Source organism: Desulfofustis glycolicus DSM 9705 (assembly GCF_900130015.1).
Classification (GTDB): Bacteria; Desulfobacterota; Desulfobulbia; order Desulfobulbales; family Desulfocapsaceae; genus Desulfofustis; species Desulfofustis glycolicus.
Map to the genome: position 1 here is coordinate 29,912 of NZ_FQXS01000027.1, position 18,849 is coordinate 48,760.

Consider the following 18,849-nt stretch of genomic DNA (forward strand, 5'->3'; position numbering starts at 1 on the left):
ATGCGATCATGAGCGATAAAATTTTTCGAGTTAACATGACGGAGTTGACCGTCAGCGTCGAAGAGGTCCCACAGAACTGGGCCGGTCTCGGCGGACGAGGCCTCACCTCGACGATCGTCGCCGCCGAAGTTCCGCCAACCTGTCACCCGCTTGGGCCGAACAACAAGCTGGTGTTTGCCCCCGGCCTGTTGTCCGGCACCGTCGCAGCCAACTCAGGAAGGCTGTCAGCCGGCGCGAAAAGCCCGTTGACCGGAACGATCAAAGAAGCAAACGCCGGCGGCACCTCGGCGCAACTGCTCGCCCGTTGCGGCTGCAAGGCATTGATCATCGAAGGACAGGCAAAAGCAGACAGCTGGTACAGTCTTGCCGTGACCCCTGCCGGTGTTGCGATCAGCGAAGAAAAAGAGCTGATCGGCAAAGGTAATTACGAAGTCGTCCAGACCCTGAGCAAACGCTTCGAGAGCAAACGCGGCGTCATCACCATCGGTCCGGCCGGCGAAATGAAAATGGAGGCGGCCAATATCTCCGTCATGGACCCGGACGGTAACCTCCGTTCCAACGGACGCGGCGGTCTCGGAGCGGTGATGGGCTCCAAGCGGGTCAAATTCATTTCGGTCGACCCGCAGGGTGGCAAAGTCACCATCGCCGACCCGGAGGCCTTCAAACAGGCTAACCGGGCCTTTGCCAAGGCCCTCGTCGACAACCCGGTCAGCCAGACACTCGGTACCTACGGCACCAATGTGCTGGTCAACGTAATCAACGAGGCCGGCGGCTTACCGACCAGGAATTTCACGTCCGGGCAATTCGAGGGACACGACAAGATTTCCGGCGAGACGATGCACGACCTGATCGAGGAACGCGGCGGCGTGGTCAAACACAATTGTCATGCCGGCTGCGTCATCCAATGTTCGCAAATCTACAACGACGCGAACAAGCAATACAAAACCTCCGGTTTCGAATATGAATCGATCTGGGCATTGGGCGCCGACTGCTGTGTCGAGGACCTCGACGACATTGCCGAAGCCGACCGCCTGATGGACGATCTCGGTATCGACTCCATCGAGACCTCGGTGGCCATGGGTGTGGCCATGGAGGCCGGCGTACTTCCCTTCGGCGACGGTCCCGGTGTCTGCCGTATTCTTCGCGAAGAAGTTGCCAAAGGGACCGCGCTCGGCCGAATCATCGGCAACGGAGCCGGTTCGGTAGGCCGTGCCTTCGGCGTGACTCGGGTGCCGGTGGTCAAAAACCAGGCGATCCCCGCCTATGACCCCCGGACCGTCAAGGGCATGGCGATCACCTACGCGACCACCCCAATGGGTGCCGATCATACCGCCGGCTATGCGGTGGCCACCAATATCCTCAACGTCGGCGGTTCGGTCGACCCTTTGTCCAAGGACGGCCAGGTGGAGTTGTCCCGCAACCTGCAGATCGCCACCGCCGCTATCGATTCGACCGGCATGTGCCTGTTTATCGCGTTCGCGGCACTCGACGATCCGAATTGTCTGCCGCGCCTGATCGATCTGATCAACGCCCGGTTCGGCATCAATCTGACCGGCGACGACGTCACCAATCTCGGCAAGACCATCCTGAAGACCGAGCGCGCCTTCAACCAGGCTGCCGGCTTCAACAATGCCGATGACCGATTGCCGGAATTTTTCTACAACGAGCCGCTGCCGCCACACAATCTGGTGGTTGATTTCACCGGCGAGGAGATCGATTCATTCTGGAACTTCTAAATGAAACTGACGGTTAAGCTCTTTGCCTACTTCCGCGACAACCGGTTTGTCGCGGAAGTTAAACAGTACCCGGAGCAAGCGACCGTCGCCGACATTATTGGTGATCTCGGCATCGACGAGAAGGAAGTCGGGGTGACAATGCTCAATTCACGGCATTGTCGCCTCGACGCCCATCCGCAAGAAGGCGACATCCTCGCCATTTTTCCGGTAATCGGCGGCGGCTGATCTTCCGCTCCGGGTGGCGCCCGAGGGGTTACCTGCGTGATCACTGAAAAACGAGCGGCCTATGGAACAGAAAACGATCAGGGCACGGGTATACGGCACCGTCCAAGGCGTCTGCTACCGTGACTACACGCGTCGCAAAGCCGAAAAACTGGCGCTTGTCGGCTGGGTCAGAAACTGTTCCGACGGCAGTGTCGAAGCACTGATTTCCGGCCCGCCGGAGCGTATCGAAGAAATCGTTGCCTGGCTTCACCACGGCCCCCCGCACGCCCATGTCGAACGGGTCGAAATAGTGAGCGAAGCCGCACCATCGCTGCCGCCGTCACCAGCCTTTCAGATCCGTTTTTGAGCGCTGCCATGCTCAGTGTTCATAACCTCAACGCATGGCTGCCCGATTCCGCAGCATCGACCACCCGGCGGACGGATATCCAGCTGCTCCACGGAGTCACACTGCAGGTCGAGACCGGCCAGACCGTTGCACTGGTCGGCGAATCGGGGTCAGGCAAGACCATCACCGCCCTGTCGATCCTGCGGCTGCTGGAAAATACGACCCCGATCCGGATCAACGGCGCCATCACCTTCGCCGGTCAAGAACTCCTCGAGCTGCCGCTTGCAGAGATGCGCTCGATCAGGGGCAATCGCATCGCGATGATTTTCCAGGAACCGATGACCTCTCTCAATCCGGTCTTTACCATCGGCAACCAACTCATCGAACCGTTACTCCTGCATCGCAATATGACGCAGGAAGCCGCCCGAAAAGAGGCAATCGCGCTGCTGGAGAGAACCGGCATCGACGACGCGGAGTCTCGCCTCGGCGTTTATCCTCACCAACTGTCCGGCGGACAGCGGCAGCGGGTGATGATCGCCATGGCGGTGGCCGGACGACCGACATTGCTGATCGCCGACGAGCCGACCACTGCCCTCGATGTCTCCATCCAGGCGCAGATCCTGAAGTTAATCAAAGATCTGCAGCAGGAATTCGGCATGGCGATGCTGCTGATCACCCACGACCTGGCTATGGTTCGGCGGATTGCCGAACAGATCTATATTATGAAGGACGGCGCCATCGTCGAGTCCGGCCCTCCCGAATCGCTGTTTACCCGTCCGAATCATCCATACACCCGGCACCTGATCGAGGCTATCCCGCAACCGGCGGTCGAGCAGAAGGGTGATTCGCCGGTGGTGCTGAAAACCGAGTTGCTGAGCTGCAGTTTCCGATTGCTTGTCGGACGCCAGGGCCTGTTCAAGCGGCGCTACAAGACGATAAAAGCCGTCGATGAGGTCACCTTGTCGATCAGAGAGGGGACGACTTGCGGTATTATCGGCGAATCGGGCTCCGGGAAAACCACCCTGGCCCTGGCCGTGCTCAGACTGCTGCCCAGCACCGGCTCGATTGTCTTCCAGGGGAGAGAACTGCAATCCCTGAGCACGCGGGAACTGCGTCCGATCCGCAGCCAAGTGCAGATCGTCTTCCAGGATCCATTTTCATCCCTGTCACCGCGCCTGAGCATCGGGGAAATCGTCGAAGAGGGACTCCGCGTTCACCATAAAAACCTGTCCCCTGCAGCACGCCTCGAGCGGGTTCGGGAGGCACTGGCCGATGTCGGCCTGAGCGGGGACATCGTCCATCGTTACCCGCACGAGTTTTCCGGAGGTCAGCGTCAGCGGATAGCCGTCGCCCGGGCTGTGGTCCTGCGCCCACGGCTGCTGATCCTCGATGAACCGACCTCCGCCCTGGACATGACCATCCAGCGGCAGATCATCGAATTGCTCAAGGACCTCCAGCGCAAATATACACTGACCTACCTGTTCATCTCCCACGACCTGAAAACGACCAGGGCGCTGGCTGACTACATTATCGTCATGCGCAACGGCGCCGTCGTCGAACAGGGACCAGCCCGGGCGATCTTCGACAACCCGCGCCAGCCGTATACCCGGGATCTGCTCAACGCCGCACTCTTTGTCACGCCCGACGTCGAAACGGCGTCTTCCTCCGCATCCTGATCGGCGCTCTATTACAGCTCCCGTTAAACAGCGGCCGGTGCAATCGCCGGAGCGTTGTCCGCTCCTTGTTCAACCCGGCCGAGGGATAGCCGGCAGCGCGATAAAAACGAAAGAATACAAAGAGAGGATAAAAAGGTGCGCGACACAGAGGATAAACAACCTTGAGTCGAACAGATGGCGCGCTTTGCCAAGCAACACTCCGAGCATCGGCAGCATCGGAAAGAGGTAACGGCCCTGGGCCTGGAAGTCAACGGTCCATGAACGATGCAAGGCGGCGCCGAGCAGGGCCAACGTCAGGCATGCCGCCAGCAGGGTCAGTAACGTATTTTCCGGACCGCCCCGAACAAGCAGGGTCGTCAGGACCACCACCAGGAAAAGAGCAAGCAGCCACTTGAATAACTGATAGTAGAACTCCGGAGCGGCAATGGTGAAATAGCCGTACATGCCCACGCCGGATTGCAGGGTATGCTCGAACCAGCGATGGTTCTTGACCATCTCCGGTAGCGTGGTGCCTCTTTGTTTGAGAAACAGTCCGATATGCTTCTTGTGCAACTCGGTGCTCGGCTTGTACCAGCGATGGGCGGTTTTTTCCTGCATGGCCGCCACTTTTTCCTGCCGATCGAGTCCGTTTACGTAATAGTCCGCGCCGATCCGTACACCGGCAAGCAGTCCGGCAACGATGATTAATGCGCCGATCCTGAGCAATCCTGCACGCCGTTGTTCCCCGTCGCTCGACTGGAAAACACGCCAGCACACCAGAATCGCGAGAAACGCAATAAACGGGTAATAATTGATCTTGAGCAGCAGGAGCAGGGCGAGCAGCACGGTCAGCCAGACACCGGCAAGCGATCGCCGTCCTCCCCCATAGTCGGGATCAAAGAGGAACCGATTAAGGCAGCTCTGCGGCCGGACCGCCTCGCAAGCGGCAAGAAAACAGATAAACAGGCCGAACGCATCGGAGACGCAGTAACTGAAAAGATACCAGATTTGCGGCGACAGCAGGAACACCACGGCGACCATCCTGGCCGGCACTGATGCAGCGGCGTAGAGGGCGATTACCGCAAACAGCACAATATTGAAGAGGCGCAGGGAAAAGAGCTCAGGGACGTTAAATGGTTGCACCAGTTTCGCCAGTTTGCCGACCAGTAGATAATAGATTTCGCCGTTGTTCAGGCGCGACACCCCGTAGACGCTATAGGTCTGCTCGATCGACGGATCATCGACCCGGGGCGGTAGCCAGTTGTCTGCATAATAGCCGGCCGCCTGAAGATGAACATACTCGTCGGGGTGGGCATTCTGCCTGCTGACGGCGGCCATGGTCAACACCAGCACCGACACCAGTGCCAGCAGGATCGGTACATAGGCAAAATCTCGGCGCAGCGGCGCGCAGATGCTGATAAAAAAGAGAATCCCGCAGCTGAGCAACACATAGCGCGCCCCTTCCTCCAGCCAGTTTACCGCCAACGGTTGGCGATTCGGGATGATCAGCAGATACGGGTCGTGACCCGTCGATATAATAATCAGTCCGCGCTCGTCAACTGCAACCGATTCGACATCATGAAGAGGGGTAACCCGTTCAAGATCTACGGTAATCGGTTGCCAGCCCGGCTGTCGCAGCGATATCTCACTGATTACAGCCTCGCCGGCATATTCCATCGGATCGAGTCGGAGTTGGGCAACGGAGCCGAGATCGGTCAGCGAGAAGCGGTACCGCTGACGATCGGGCGTCACCCTGACGGCAGATCGTCTCTTTTCGGAAAAGGATTGGCCGTCTTCTGCCCAGTAGAGTTTAAAATACGTCTTCTGCGGAACCGAAATCTCTATCTCAACCTCGGCCCGGTGAAAGAAAAAAAAGTAGTAATAGCTGCAGGCAAGCAGACACACGAGCAATCCAAACCAGGAAATACGGGAACTGAGGCCGGTTTGTTGCATCTTACCTCCTGCGGCGCAGCAACTGGTACAGCCGATGCATCTGTCTCTCGTAACGGATGAGTAGGAAAAACAACAACCCGCCACAGCGATGGAGAAAAAGTAGCACCAGCGCCGGTTTCAAACCGGTCCCGCCGCGTAAAATGCCGAGCGGGACGAAGCGATCCAGCAGATTGAGCCGAAAGACCCGCTGAAATCTGTTACCCGTCAGATCGTGGTTCGATGTTTTCAGGGGAAGCATCTCAATTTCTTATTATGCTCTTACAATGATTAACAAAGTGTCGCAACCGCAGAAGCGGGCTGAGGCGCAGGGCCAGTTCACTCCGGTTCCAGAGGGTGCTCTCCCGACCTACTTTTTTTGCCAGCGGTTGATGAATACCATGGAAATCGTCGAGGTGATGGCGATTCCGGATTGCCAGTATTTCTTTCGTTGACGGGAACGCTAGTTTTGCCGTCAACAGATAGTTCAGCCACGGGCGGTAATCTTCGAGGGAATAACCGAGCAGCGCCGAGGCCGCGGCAAAACGCGGCACGGCATCAAACAGGCCCTGCTGAAGGGATGAATAGTAAAGGTCCTGCTGCTTCTCGGCCTGCCCGATCACGTCGTCGCAATTCCGGAACTTCAGGCGGTACCCATCTTCCGCCAGTTCATACCCGTCAAGTGTCGGATGCGGCGCCCGGCACGCCTCCTCGAATGTGTCACGGGCGTAGAGCAGACAACTGGCGCCGAGATCGAACCGGTGTCGATCGTAGATGACGCCGTGCAGGCTGTTCTTCAAATCCTGTTCAAACGGGATGCCGCGCGTCGCTCCGAACACGTAGCCCACTATCCGCGGGCAGTCGTCCCGGTGACGGACCGCCTGGTAGAGAAAGCGTTGAATCGTGCCCAGCCACCCGATATCGACCACCGCTACCTCTTTTTCAGCAAAAAAGCCGATCTCTTCGAGATACCGCATTAACGCGTCATTGGCCGGCCGGGTCTGTCGCCTGACCTCCTGCTGAAACCCTTCATCATCGAGCAGTTCCAGAAAATGGACACTGTTCTGTTGATCGTAACCGGCATGGAGTGGGGAGAGGCAGGTATCCGGCTCGAGCCGGTGGCGCCGCAGATGCGGGGTCATGGCCTCAATATCGAATTTGAAAATCCGCGCCAGGTCTCTGAAGTCACGATTCCCGGGCGGCAGAAAGGCGATGCTAGCGGCCCTGCGGGTCAGACCGAGGTGGGCACAACTGGCCCCGGCCAAGGCCATACGGCTGACATAGAGATAGTCGATCCGGGGCAGACACCCATCGGGGAAAAGAAACGGGGCACACTGTTCCCACACTTTTTTGAAGGTATAGCCTTCCCGGGAGAAGAAAAAGACCCGTTTCAGATCGAGTCGTCGACACTCTTCAGCGATATGCTGGACGAAACTTCCGACGAGCGGACCGAGAAAGTTATAGCCTTCTATGTAGAGATCGTCCCGCGGCACGTTTTCCGCTTCGAGCGGCAGCATCAGTTGCTGCAGGGCACGGCCTCGATAAAACGATTTGCCTTTGCCGTAATTGACATAACGCTTGACCAGGGCCTTGCGAAATTTTTCCGTACCGTCGCGCAGGACCATGGCCTGCACACCGAATTCCGCCGGCCGCAGGCCATCTGAAATCGGATTGTCACCGACATGCAGCCAGGAGGAGTAATCGAGATCGTACCGCTGCTGCATCAACGGGTACGCCTTCCCCGAAGCTTTGGCCAGAAAGGAATCGGCCGAGGAGACGACATCTTCGACAAGGTCGAGCAGACCGGCATGTCTGCAGAGCACACGGATATGCTGGGCAGGCAGGTATATATCGGTGACGATAAACAGGCGCTTCCCCTCGTCGTGCAACTCATGCAGCCAGTCCAGCAATTCCTGCCGCACCACGAGCATGGTATTCTCCATGGCCAGTTCGTAGTCGGTCACCCGCTCGAGCAGCCGCTCATCGAACTGCTCGCCAAAAACGGTGACGAGCAGTTCCCGCATGAACCGGGGGTAGCACGCCTCGTGATCCTCGAAAGTCTGCCCCGTTTCATCACGGTGGCGCTGTTCGATGGTGTCACGCAGTTTCTGGACTGCCTGCCAGGAGCGGGAGATCCCGGCGACGGCGGCAAGAGAGGAGATGAAACGGGCCACCGGGAGCTTGACGAGATCGGGATCATGGATGCGACGAATGAGCAGCGTATCGAATAGATCGAAGCTGACGATATCGCAGCGGGCGGACCGTTTTCGGCCCTCTCTGATCAGCTTTTTGAGTGAATAAAATGTAGTGCAAGCCATTGATGCGCCGCTGAACCGGCAAACAGTCAGGTTCGTTTCTTGTTGATCCAGATTTTCAGCGCCTTACCGAGCTGCCGAACAGCAGGTCGCACGCCCCGGGGCGAGGGAGGAGCACTGAGCGCCCTGACCTCGCCGAGTTCACGTTCCAATTCGACCAATCGGTCAAAGCCCGCCTCAACATACCCGCGAGACCGCTCGGGGACAACGGCGAGCAGATATTTCTTGATCAATTGCTGATCCTGCTGCCGTCCGGCAATCGCCGCTTCACTGAGGGTATTTCCGCCATGAATCCGGTAATAGAGCAGCTTCTCGTCGGCGACGTAACGGACACGATCGGGAAAGACAGTCAGCATGCGAAAGATGAAATCGTAATCGTGCAGATACCGAAGAGAACAGAACGGTCCGACCCGACGAGCCGCTTCGGCCGTCATAAACAGGTTGGACGTCGTGACCATGAAATTTCCTTTCAGAAAAGCGGTGTAGAGATCACCGCAAACAAAATAAAAATCACGGTTTTTGCGATGCCAGCGATTCCAGCCGAAGTCCGGATCGTCAAACTCGGCTCCCGTAGCATCGATCGGAATCACGTCGGAAAAGGCACACACTGCATCGTCCGAACGACAGGCGTCATAAAGCTTTTCCAGACGATCGAGGGTATAGAGGTCGTCGGAATTCAGGATGGCAATATATCGTCCGCGCGCCAGGGAGATGCCGCGGTTGATGGTATTGAAGGCATCCTGATTTTCCTGATAAAAATAGCGGAGCCGCTGATCGGTGAACCCCTGCACCACCTCCCCGGTCCGGTCTGTCGAACCGTCGTCGACAACGATCAACTCAAGATCAGCGCAGCTTTGACCCAAAACGCTGTCCACTGCCGCGCCGACAAATAGTTCGTGATTGTAAGCCGGTATGACAACCGAAATGAGCGGCTCCGTCATAATCTGCCACGTATGATGATAGTTCTCCTCTTAGCGTCAAGCCATGCGCGCATGGCGGTCCTGTCCGGTTGGCAGGACATATCGGATGGCTGCTGTACTAATGAAGTTTTGCAGTCTCGTCAAGGCATTCTTCTTCCCGCCCGGTGAGCCAGCGCTGAAAATGCCGGTCATCGATCTGGTGCTCTATCAATCTGCCAGTATTATAAAACGGGTCGGGTCGAGCGAGCAAATCCCGCCACTTCTGTTGAAAAACCTCCTTCTCGCCGGGAACGCCGGCAGGTCGCTCTCCGTACTCCAGCGCCATCTCTGTGCCGAGATCAACAACAACGTCGGGGACATAGAGAATCTTTTTGCCGGTTTGAAAAACGCTGAGCGAAAAGTCGTGCATGGTCAGCACGCTCGGAAATTTTTCCGGATCAAAGCCCCCGATTTGCTGGTACAGCGCCCGGCTGAAGACACAGATGCTCCAATCGCAACAGCGCACCAGTTGCGGATTGTGCAGGCCGTTGAAGTGCCGGCTCATGGCCGCCAAGGCAGCACCAAAATGGTGGTCGCTGTGATCATCCGGATCCGGTATCGCCAGCGAACGGCCGTCTTGACCGCCGTAGGCAACTCGTCCGCAGACAATACCCAGGTCCGGGTCCTGGAGGAGCGGCGCTGCCAGGTGATGGAGCCATGCTTCACTGATATCCTGTGGGGACGACCCGATCAGCACGACATAGTCCGCCCTATCGGCCGCAATCGCCTCGTGGAAGGCGACGGCCTTGGCTGCCGGAGGCCGCGAAATGGGCGCCGCTCCTGGTTGCGGCAGCACGAGTACTTCGAAATTATCATACCCGGCCTGCGCCTTGACGGCCTCACAGTGCCGGGCGGAAATCGGTTTGCTGCCTGGAGACCACACGAGGACCGAGATGCGCGGCTCGGCAGTCCGCCGATAAACCACACGATAATGGAAGTTCAGGTGGTTATCGACCACCTCCGCGGCAATTCCACGCCTGGCCAGTGATTCTGCCAGAGCTCGTTTGCCCGCCTCATGGGCATAGGGTTTTTTCTCGTGGTTGATGCTCGTCGACGTTGCGGCCGTCCGCCAATGATAAAGAACGTGCGGGATATGGACGACCTGCTCGGTCTGCTCGGTCGCCCGCAGGACCAGATCGAAGTCCTGGGCCCCGTCATAGGCGCCGCTCATCGCTCCGATTTTCCGGTAGAGTTCTCTCTTGATAACGACAAAATGGGTGACGTAGTTATGGGAAAACAGCAGTTCACGGTTAAAGTCCGGCTTGTGGAAAACCCCCTGCCTGGATCCGTCGTCGCCGACCAGGTCCTCGTCGGTATACAAAAGGGAAGCACCGGTCTCGTTGATGCTGTGAACAACTCGATATAAACAGTCGAGCGTCAGTTCGTCGTCATGATCGAGAAAACCGAGGTAGTCGCCAACGGCCAGATCAACCCCGGTTGCCGTAGCCCCCGAGATCCCGGTATTGCGCTGATGAAACGCCACGCTGATACGGTCATCCCGGGCGGCCCACTGTCTGAGCAATTCCGGAATTTCTTCGTTGCTGCTGCAATCATCGACCAGACAGAGTTGCCAGTGCGGATAGGCCTGATAGAGCACCGACCTGATGCAGCAGTTGAGGAAATGAGGATTGGTGTCATGCACCGGGACGATAATTGAAATAGTCGGTTTGTAGGGCAGCTCGGCAATGCGGGAGTCGGTATAGTTGCCTGAGAAAACACCGCTCCGCAGGTAATGGGCCAACGGCGAGTCTTGCGTGCTGCCCCGCAGATAGCGCTTTCGGTAATAACAAGGGTCAAACCACTCACTGGGTCGCACCGCACCCTCTGATTCAACCGTTACATAATGAACCAGCGGGTCACGGCGGGCGGCTTCTCCGACTGAGCACTGCTGCAGATAAAACGGGGGATCAAAGACCGGGATAGGGCTTTTCTTTTCCTTCGAGCCATAGAGTTTATAGTGGCGAATGATCCAATTCCTTGCAGGCTGCAACACCTGAGTCTTGTCAATATACCAATCGATGTCAAAGAAATCAGACGGGCTGACAGCCGACTCGGCACCGGTTCGTGTGTAGTGTGTGAGTGGGTTCTCCCGGTGCGGATCCCAATCAGTGCGCTGACGATACAGATCCGGGTCGAAATAGGGGCTCGGCCACCAGCCCCGTTTCCAGCCCTTTCTCAAGTAATGAGCGAACGGATTGCGCCGCAGGCCGTGGGGAAAGTGCTTTTTCAGATAAAAAGCCGTATCAAACAGCGGGTGCGGGTCCGGCAATTGCCGCCAACTTCGGCACACCTGGGTAAAACCGTGCAGACTCCGCCGCCAATGGAGAAAATAGGTGAGCAGCGGGTCACCGGCCAGTAACTCTTTGTCATCAATGAAACTGAAATAGTACTGAACATCGAAGACCTGGAGATTACGAACATAGCGATAATCCCGATAATCCGTGCTGATCAGACTTTTGCAGAGCAGCCTGAGGTGCTTCCATAGTCTCATGTCCGACCGTCTCTTTTGCGAAACGGGATCAATTTCGCCAACATGGCACGACAGCTGGTGCGTACCAATTGTTCATTTTGATACTCGACAATACGGTGCAATGCGGCTTCTCCCAAAGCGAGCAGGTCGACGGTTATCACGATAGTGCGGACCACGTCACCACCGCCGGATATCGGCGCCGGCAGGAAAATCTGGGGATCGGCGGTGTCGAAATAAAACAGGTTCCCCTGCCGATAGAGGGCGTTGGCACCGACGAGCGTTATATCGACACCTGACCGACCCTGGCCGGTATCCGTTTCAACACTGATCAACTCGACAATAACCGGGCAATCGGCAGGGTCGAAACGAAAGGCGCGTTGCTGAGCGACCGTCTCAATCGGAAACGTCAGCACCTGCCGGCCCCGGTTCACTTTTCGGGCAATACTGCCGTCGTTGCTGAGCCCGTCGCCACAATCGACGTAGAGCCGAGCGGTACGATACGATTCCCGAGCCTCCAGCAACGGCGCCAGCCAGACCTCGATATGCTCGCCGATGAAGGTGGCATGACGTTGGTAAATACGTTTGAACATCGCCATTTTCTGCTTTTTTTCCTTGCTGCGCACCATCGAATCGGCAGCCACTCGGTAATAGAAATAACGACCGTCCAGCCGCCGCACCGCCCTGCCCCGTTCGATCAGGGATAGCCAGAATTCATAATCCTCCCAGCCATAAACCATGCCGGTGTCGTAGCCGCGGACCAACTCCCAGTCGGCGCGGCGAAACAGCGCGCTGCAGAAGATGACGTTGTCCCGCAACATCTCGTCGATACTGTATTGGGGCAGCAGCCAATCGGCTTCAACCGCCCCGAAAAGTCGGGCCTGGCAATAGACGATGCCGGTGTCCGGCTCCGTCTCAAGCACGGCCACCGCCTCCTCGAGGTACCGGGGCGCAATACGGTCGTCGGCGTCGAGCGGCAAGATATAAACGCCGGTGGCTGCTGCGATGCCGTTGTTGCGGGCGGCGGCTAGCCCCTGGTTGTCAGTGGTCACCACCCGGGTCTTGTCGCGCCGATAGGTAGCGAGCTTTTGCCTGGTCGATACGTCGGTGGAACCGTCGTTGACGACGATGATCTCCAGATCGGTAAAGGTCTGCGCCAAAACCGAATCAACGGCTTCGTCGAGAAAGGCTCCCTGGTTATAACAGGGGATGATAACACTTACCTTGGGCATAAAATCTGCTGTTCACTCCTGCATACGCCGCTCATTTCACTCTTTCCATTCCGGCTGATCCGGTTTTACCAGGGCTCAACCGGAATGGAAAGCAGCCGTCGCCAACCAATAAAACGGCAGCATACTACCCTGTTTTAGCGTTCGGGTAAACGGTCATCGGCGGCTCGCTGTGCCGCCTCATCAGGGTGGCGTTGTTTTGCCGACGAAAGATCGCCGGCAAACAGAGTCATGCCTCGCTTCATTGCACAAAAGTCACCGCACATGGTACAGGTTTTTTCATCGCCCGGCATCCTGCTTGCCCTGATGGCGGCCGCCGCATCAGGGAACAGCAGCGATTTGAGATGTTCGTCCCAGGCTCCGTCGCGTCGTGCCATGGCAACCCGTTTTTCCGCATCGCGCCTTTGGGGGTATTTGGCGATATCACCAATGCGTGCGGCAAGGCGGGTGGCCCGAACCCCTTCCCGCACGTCATCAATACCGGGCAGGGCCAGGTGTTCCGCAGGTGTGATATAACAGATCAAATCGGCACCGTAACGAGCCGAATTGGCCGCTCCGATCGCCGCCGTCAGGTGATCGTAACCGGCACCGGAATCGGCGGGCAACGGTCCGAGCACATAGTACGGCGACCCGCCGCTCATCGCCTTTTCCAGCATGATATTGCCGGCGATCTCGTCGAGCGGCACATGGCCCGGCCCCTCGACCATGGTCTGGCAACCCATCTCGCGACCCAACTCGGCAAGCTCGCAATTGATGACCATTTCCGCCACCTGCGCCCGATCATGGCTGTCGTGGATCGCACCTGCCCTGATACCGTTTCCCAGCGACAGGACGGCATCGTAGCGTTTGAGCAGCGCGCATACCCGATCGAATTGCTCATAAAGCGGGTTTTCCCGGTTCGTATACTCCATCCAGGAGACCATAAAGGTCCCCCCCTTCGAAACCAGACCGCCGTAGCGAAAGCCCTGTTTTCGTAGCCGTTCTATGGAGAAGCGGTTGATACCGCAATGGATGGCCATGAATGAAACACCGTCTTGGAGTTGTCGTTCGATCACCTCGAACAGGTATTCACTGTCGAGCTTGTTTGGATTTCGGTAACGACGGGCTGCTTCGGCGAAGGCCTGATAGAGCGGGACGGTGCCGACCGGCAGCCGCGTCACCTCAATCACCGATCTCCTGACCAAATCCAGATCTCCGCCGGTGGACAACTCCATCAGCGTGTCGGCACCTTCAGATTCGGCCATTTTCGCTTTGGCAATTTCCAGATCCACGTCGGCGATATCCGATGAGGTACCGATGGATGCGTTCACCTTGGTCCGCAATCCCTGCCCGATGCCGACCAGTCGCTGGCGACGCCGGCTACCGATCGGGATGACCAGTCGGCCGGCCAACACCTTATCGCGCACTGCTTCCGGCCTGCATCCTTCCTGCCCGGCAACGTCTTGCATAGCCGGGGTGATGATGTGTTCACGGGCATACTCGATTTGTGTTTTCATACGATAGCTCCTCTGCAATGCAATCCGCCGGGAGTGGGCAAAAAAAAGAGTCCGTACCGGATAAACCGATACGGACTCTCAGCGGACAATGTGAGTGTACGTGCAGCCAGGCAGGTCTTCTGACTTACGGATCACCCTCCGGAGCACCTTCCCGTTGTCCCGTTATCGATCGGTACAACAGTGGTCTCTTGCTCCTTCGTCCCCGCTTACAGCGCCGGCCCAACGTCATGGATTTTCACCATGTTCCCTTTTCACCGGATCCCATACCCGGCACCTGGCATGCTCTGTCGGCTCTTTTGATACCGAGTCGGCCACCACTTGTAAAGCAAAATTATCAGGAAATAATGGGGAGCTTGAAATATTCGAAATTTCGTTCAAGGTCGAGGCGCGCAAGAAAGTTTCTCTGAAAATCGGCGGGACAGGTTTTAACCTGTCCCCCGCTCACTTTCAAATGATACTACATTGTAATAATTTGATTACGTAACGATGAGGTCGGGCGAAATGGAACTTTTCCACGGTTCCCTAATACCTCAACGGCCGTTTCGCATGCGATCCCGAATATCGAGATAGAGGCGGCGATCCAACTCGACTAGGGGCGCCAGCACTTCCTGGAACTCCGGATGGGTATGGTCGAAGAGCGGTGGAGCGGCGGAGCGGTTGAGCACGCTTTTTCGCGGTGGACGCCGCAGGTGGTAGCAGGCCAAAAATCGATCGACAAAAAGAGGATACGCTTCGGTCAGACCAATGGCGCGAAACAACGAGAGGTTGCGGCGGGCCTGCTGGAGATCGGCGGAATTCGTGCGGCCCGGCTGATGGTCCAGGAAATATCTGGTCTGCCCGTTATCGAGAAAAGCCGCGCCAAGATCGTCCAAATCGGAAACGAATCGTTGCACGGCCGCCGGTTCCGAAAAATCCAGGCCGGCCAGCCGACAGCCAAGGTCGTGGATGACCGGATTGCGTTGTTTGAAATAATTGTCAGCTGAGTGAGTGGCAGTCTCGATCAGCCAGTTCAGATGGGAGTGCAGCTGGGCATAGGGCTCTCTGACAATGGTCAGCAGGTCCGCCCGACCCAGGTCGAAACAGCTTTTCCAGACACCGACCGCCAGATGTCCGGACAGGTAACGGTTCTGTTTCTGCAGCTGGGCATAACGACTGCGCTCGGTCAACTCCAGATGGGCGACAACGCCATCACGAGCAAGCAGCGAGCAGGCCAGCGTATTGAAAGAGGTGCCCGCGGTTTTCGGGATATGCATGAAGAAAATATTCCGGCCCCGATAGCGCAGCGGCCAGAGTGAGCGCAACCGGTCGGCGATCCTGCGCAAGCCTACCGGCTCCTGGGTTCGGGTCGACACGCGAAGCAGGGCCGGCATCGTGCCCGGCACAACGATCTCGAGAACCTGACCGTCATCGGCGCCGGTCTCGTTGGCCAGCGTGAACTCGAAGCCGCAGCGTCCGCTGCGATGGATCCCGAGCGCCACCAGGTCTTCACGGAATCGGTCGGCTGTCGTTTCGGCCACCACCCGGCCACCAAGACGGCAGTGCAGACGGACCGGCCGATCGGGCCGAAACCTATGAAAACACCAACCGGACAGATAATTGGCGTTGACGCGATCGATGGCTATCTTGTAGAAGGGGTTCATGTCGGTGTTGTGTCGATCCCTGTCGGGCCGGAGCAAAGCGGCTGGAGACCGCCCGGCACCCCCTTTTGTAGCCAATGATGATCTGCAAGTAAAGGGGAGCTTGAAAAATTCGGTATTTCGTTCAAGATCGAGGTGCACAAGAAAATTTTGCCGCAGGCGTATACACGATATTCCGAGGATAAAATGTGATTGGGCAACGATGAGATTGGGCGTAATGACAATTTTTCAAGGTTCCCCAAAGGAACAAATCGGTGACTAGTAGCGCTGACCGCCGCCCACCTTCCAGGCTCAACCAGGAATACCTCACCACCGTACCGCACGCTCCCGGGGTCTACCTGATGCTCGACCGCAGCTCTGCGGTGCTCTACGTCGGCAAGGCCAAAGATCTCGCCAAGCGTCTTGCTTCCTACGTCCATTTCTCCGGCCCGGCAACGAGTAAAACGGCGGTCATGCTCAGCCATGTCCGCAGTGTCGATCTTCTCATCACCCATACCGAGAAGGAAGCCTTGATTCTCGAGGCGTCGCTGATCAAACGCCACCATCCGAAATACAATATCATTCTGCGCGACGATAAAAGCTATCCGCTGATAAAAGTCACCGTTCAGGAATCATGGCCGCGGGTCTTCATGACCCGCCGCAAGAAAAAAGACGGTGCTCGCTATTTCGGCCCCTATTCCTCTTCCTCGGCGATGTGGTCGACCCTGCGCCTGCTGATGACCATGTTTCCCCTGCGACGTTGCAAAGGCAGCGAGTTACGGCCACGCCGCCGGCCCTGCCTCAACTATCAGATGAACCGGTGCCTGGCACCCTGTGCCGGTAAAGCGGATCACCAATCCTATCTCGACATGGTCGGCAAGGTCGTGTTGTTTCTCGAAGGCAGGAACCACGACCTGGTCAAGGAATTGCAGCAGGAAATGCACGCCGCTGCCGATGCCTTGGCTTTCGAACAGGCAGCCCTGCTGCGCGACCGGCTCAACGCGGTCAAGGCGACACTTGAAAAACAGCTGGTCGTCTCACAGGCCGACCGGGATCGTGACGTTTTCGGGTTTGCCCGGCACCAGACCTCGGTCGCCGTGGTACTGCTCGTCGTCCGTGGAGGGGTCGTTACCGGCACGCGGCGGTTTACCCTCGACGACCCCTACGGTGACGATCCGGTCATCCTCGCCCAGATTCTCAAACAACTCTACGACGAGCAACTGCCTCCACCCGGCGAATTGTTGCTCCCCTTTGGTATCGATGATCAAGCGCTGATCACCGAACGGCTCGGTGATTGCGCCGGGCGCACGGTCACCGTTTCCGTTCCCCGGCGAGGCACCGGCCGCAACCTGGTCATGATGGCCCAGGCCAACGCCCGCCAGCTTTTCGAAGAGGCGGGCAGCAAGCTGCGGAGTTGGCAGAATCTGGCCCAAACCATGGTCGACAAGCTTCACCTGGAAGCCCCGCCTCAATCGATTGAATGTCTCGACATTTCAACTATCAGCGGCACCAACGCGGTCGGTTCCCTGGTCCGCTTCTCCGACGGCGAACCGGATACCGCCGGATACCGACATTATCGCATCACCGGTGTCGACGGTCCCGACGATTATGCGATGATGAAAGAAGTGTTGCAGCGTCGTTTCAAACGTGCTGTCGAGAAAGACGATCTGCCCGACCTGTTCATGGTCGATGGCGGACGGGGCCAGCTGGGCATCGCCGAAGCGGCGTTGCGCGATGTCGACCGCAACACTGGGGTGACCCTGCTGGGCATCGCCAAGGAACGGGAGCAGGAAGGGGAGAAACTCTATCGTGCCGGCCGAAAGAATCCGATCATGCTGCCGGCGCACAGTCCGGTTCTGCTGTTTTTGATGCGGGTCAGGGATGAAGCGCACCGCTTCGGAGTGACGACGCACCGTTCGCTGCGGCGCAAACAAGCCCTTTCCTCCCGGCTCGATGCAATACCGGGGGTCGGTGCTGCCAGGAAAAAGAAATTGCTCGGCAGGCTCGGCAGCGTCAAACGTATCGCCGCGGCTTCCCTTGAAGAAATCGAGGCCGTCGACGGTATCGGTCCCGAGTTGGCCCGCATTATTTTCGCCTCTTTCAGAGAGGAGGAGGCCCCCCCGCCACCAAAGCAACTTCCCGTTGACACAGCTGATTGAACAGCGCGTGCAAAGCGATAACCGCCGTTTCGACCCTGAGAATACGCGGACCAAGGGATACCGGTGAAAATCCGGATTGTACCAAGCTGCCTACCTCGTAATCGTTCCAGCCGCCCTCCGGTCCAACGGCCACCAACGTCAGCCCCGGTTCCGGCCGATAACAATCGAGCGGACCAGGCGCGTCTCCCGGATGGGCCACCACCAATTGTTTGTAACGACGGATGAGTTGCGGCAATTCGTCTTCGATAAAAGGCCGGAATCCGCGATGCACCGTCACCAGTGGCAGCATGGTATCGACGGCCTGTTCCAGTCCCTGGAGCAACAGCTGACGCCGATTCTGCTCATCGAGTACCGATGCATCCCAAAAACTCTTCTCCACCCGGTGCGCATTGAGCAGGTACAGGCGGCCAATACCGAGCGCGGCAAGCTGGGTAAGGATGCGCTTGAGCATAATCGGCCGTGGCAACGCCAATAGCACGTCAATAAGGGGCGCCGAAGGCGGCTCGCCCTCCAGCACAACCGTTGCCGTTACCGACCGTGGCCGGCTCCGCCGCAGTTCTTTTATCGTGCCATGACCGACTTTTCCGTTTATTATCCCTATTTTGATCAAATCGCCAGGACGTGCCCGGAGAACGTCGATAATATGATCGGCCCGCCGGCCGTCGAGCCTGACCTGGCAATCGTCAATCTCATCTGCTTCGAGTAAAATGATGTTCATCGCGGTTTCTTTCCGGCAGC

The 18,849-nt window shown here is 57.6% G+C and carries 14 protein-coding genes and 1 riboswitch; of the genes, 5 read left to right on the forward strand and 9 right to left on the reverse strand.

Annotated features, from left to right (window positions below; genetic code table 11):
• Positions 1-8: 8 nt before the first annotated feature.
• The 4 genes from BUC26_RS17835 to BUC26_RS17850 all read left to right on the forward strand — a co-directional run bounded on the left by BUC26_RS17835 (position 9) and on the right by BUC26_RS17850 (position 3,962).
• Positions 9-1,736, forward strand: coding sequence for an aldehyde ferredoxin oxidoreductase family protein (locus BUC26_RS17835; protein WP_073378216.1), 1,728 nt, complete (start codon positions 9-11; stop codon positions 1,734-1,736).
• The gene (locus tag BUC26_RS17840; protein WP_073378218.1) at positions 1,737-1,961 is read left to right on the forward strand and encodes a MoaD/ThiS family protein; all 225 of its coding nucleotides are present in this window, start codon (positions 1,737-1,739) and stop codon (positions 1,959-1,961) included.
• Positions 1,962-2,022: 61 nt separating this feature from the next.
• Entirely contained in the window at positions 2,023-2,307 is a 285-nt protein-coding gene (locus BUC26_RS17845; protein ID WP_073378220.1) for an acylphosphatase, read from the forward strand.
• Between the two features lie 8 nt (positions 2,308-2,315).
• Positions 2,316-3,962, forward strand: a complete 1,647-nt coding sequence (locus tag BUC26_RS17850; RefSeq protein ID WP_073378222.1) for an ABC transporter ATP-binding protein — start codon at positions 2,316-2,318, stop codon at positions 3,960-3,962.
• Between the two features lie 69 nt (positions 3,963-4,031).
• Here the strand turns inward: BUC26_RS17850 and BUC26_RS17855 are convergent, their stop codons facing one another.
• The 8 genes from BUC26_RS17855 to BUC26_RS17890 all read right to left on the reverse strand — a co-directional run bounded on the left by BUC26_RS17855 (position 4,032) and on the right by BUC26_RS17890 (position 16,051).
• Positions 4,032-5,894 (reverse strand): hypothetical protein, encoded by a 1,863-nt coding sequence (locus BUC26_RS17855; protein ID WP_073378224.1) that lies wholly within the window; start codon positions 5,892-5,894, stop codon positions 4,032-4,034.
• A 1-nt stretch (position 5,895) separates the two neighbouring features.
• Positions 5,896-6,132 (reverse strand): hypothetical protein, encoded by a 237-nt coding sequence (locus BUC26_RS17860; RefSeq protein WP_073378226.1) that lies wholly within the window; start codon positions 6,130-6,132, stop codon positions 5,896-5,898.
• 1 nt (position 6,133) lies between these two features.
• Positions 6,134-8,188 carry an HAD family hydrolase gene (locus BUC26_RS17865; RefSeq protein ID WP_073378228.1) on the reverse strand — a complete coding sequence of 685 codons (2,055 nt, stop codon included), beginning with the start codon at positions 8,186-8,188 and terminating at the stop codon, positions 6,134-6,136.
• Between the two features lie 26 nt (positions 8,189-8,214).
• Positions 8,215-9,126: a glycosyltransferase family 2 protein gene (locus tag BUC26_RS17870; RefSeq protein ID WP_073378230.1), complete on the reverse strand. Its 912-nt coding sequence runs from the start codon at positions 9,124-9,126 to the stop codon at positions 8,215-8,217.
• 97 nt (positions 9,127-9,223) lie between these two features.
• Positions 9,224-11,635, reverse strand: coding sequence for a glycosyltransferase family 2 protein (locus BUC26_RS17875; RefSeq protein WP_073378232.1), 2,412 nt, complete (start codon positions 11,633-11,635; stop codon positions 9,224-9,226).
• Positions 11,632-12,843, reverse strand: a complete 1,212-nt coding sequence (locus BUC26_RS17880; protein ID WP_073378234.1) for a glycosyltransferase family 2 protein — start codon at positions 12,841-12,843, stop codon at positions 11,632-11,634. Before BUC26_RS17880 ends, BUC26_RS17875 begins: the two co-directional genes overlap by 4 nt.
• Positions 12,844-12,977: 134 nt before the next feature.
• On the reverse strand, positions 12,978-14,336 hold the full coding sequence (thiC, locus tag BUC26_RS17885) for a phosphomethylpyrimidine synthase ThiC (RefSeq protein ID WP_073378236.1): 1,359 nt from the start codon (positions 14,334-14,336) through the stop codon (positions 12,978-12,980).
• A gap of 92 nt (positions 14,337-14,428) precedes the next feature.
• A riboswitch (cobalamin riboswitch) is annotated at positions 14,429-14,629 on the reverse strand.
• 237 nt (positions 14,630-14,866) lie between these two features.
• Positions 14,867-16,051, reverse strand: coding sequence for a hypothetical protein (locus BUC26_RS17890; protein WP_143166064.1), 1,185 nt, complete (start codon positions 16,049-16,051; stop codon positions 14,867-14,869).
• Positions 16,052-16,227: 176 nt separating this feature from the next.
• Between BUC26_RS17890 and uvrC the strand changes: the two genes are divergently transcribed.
• The gene (uvrC, locus tag BUC26_RS17895; protein WP_073378240.1) at positions 16,228-18,111 is read left to right on the forward strand and encodes an excinuclease ABC subunit UvrC; all 1,884 of its coding nucleotides are present in this window, start codon (positions 16,228-16,230) and stop codon (positions 18,109-18,111) included.
• Here uvrC and BUC26_RS17900 read toward each other — a convergent pair.
• On the reverse strand, positions 18,053-18,829 hold the full coding sequence (locus BUC26_RS17900; RefSeq protein ID WP_073378242.1) for a 16S rRNA (uracil(1498)-N(3))-methyltransferase: 777 nt from the start codon (positions 18,827-18,829) through the stop codon (positions 18,053-18,055). The two genes, uvrC and BUC26_RS17900, sit on opposite strands and share 59 nt — an antisense overlap.
• Between the last annotated feature and the right edge of the window lie 20 nt (positions 18,830-18,849).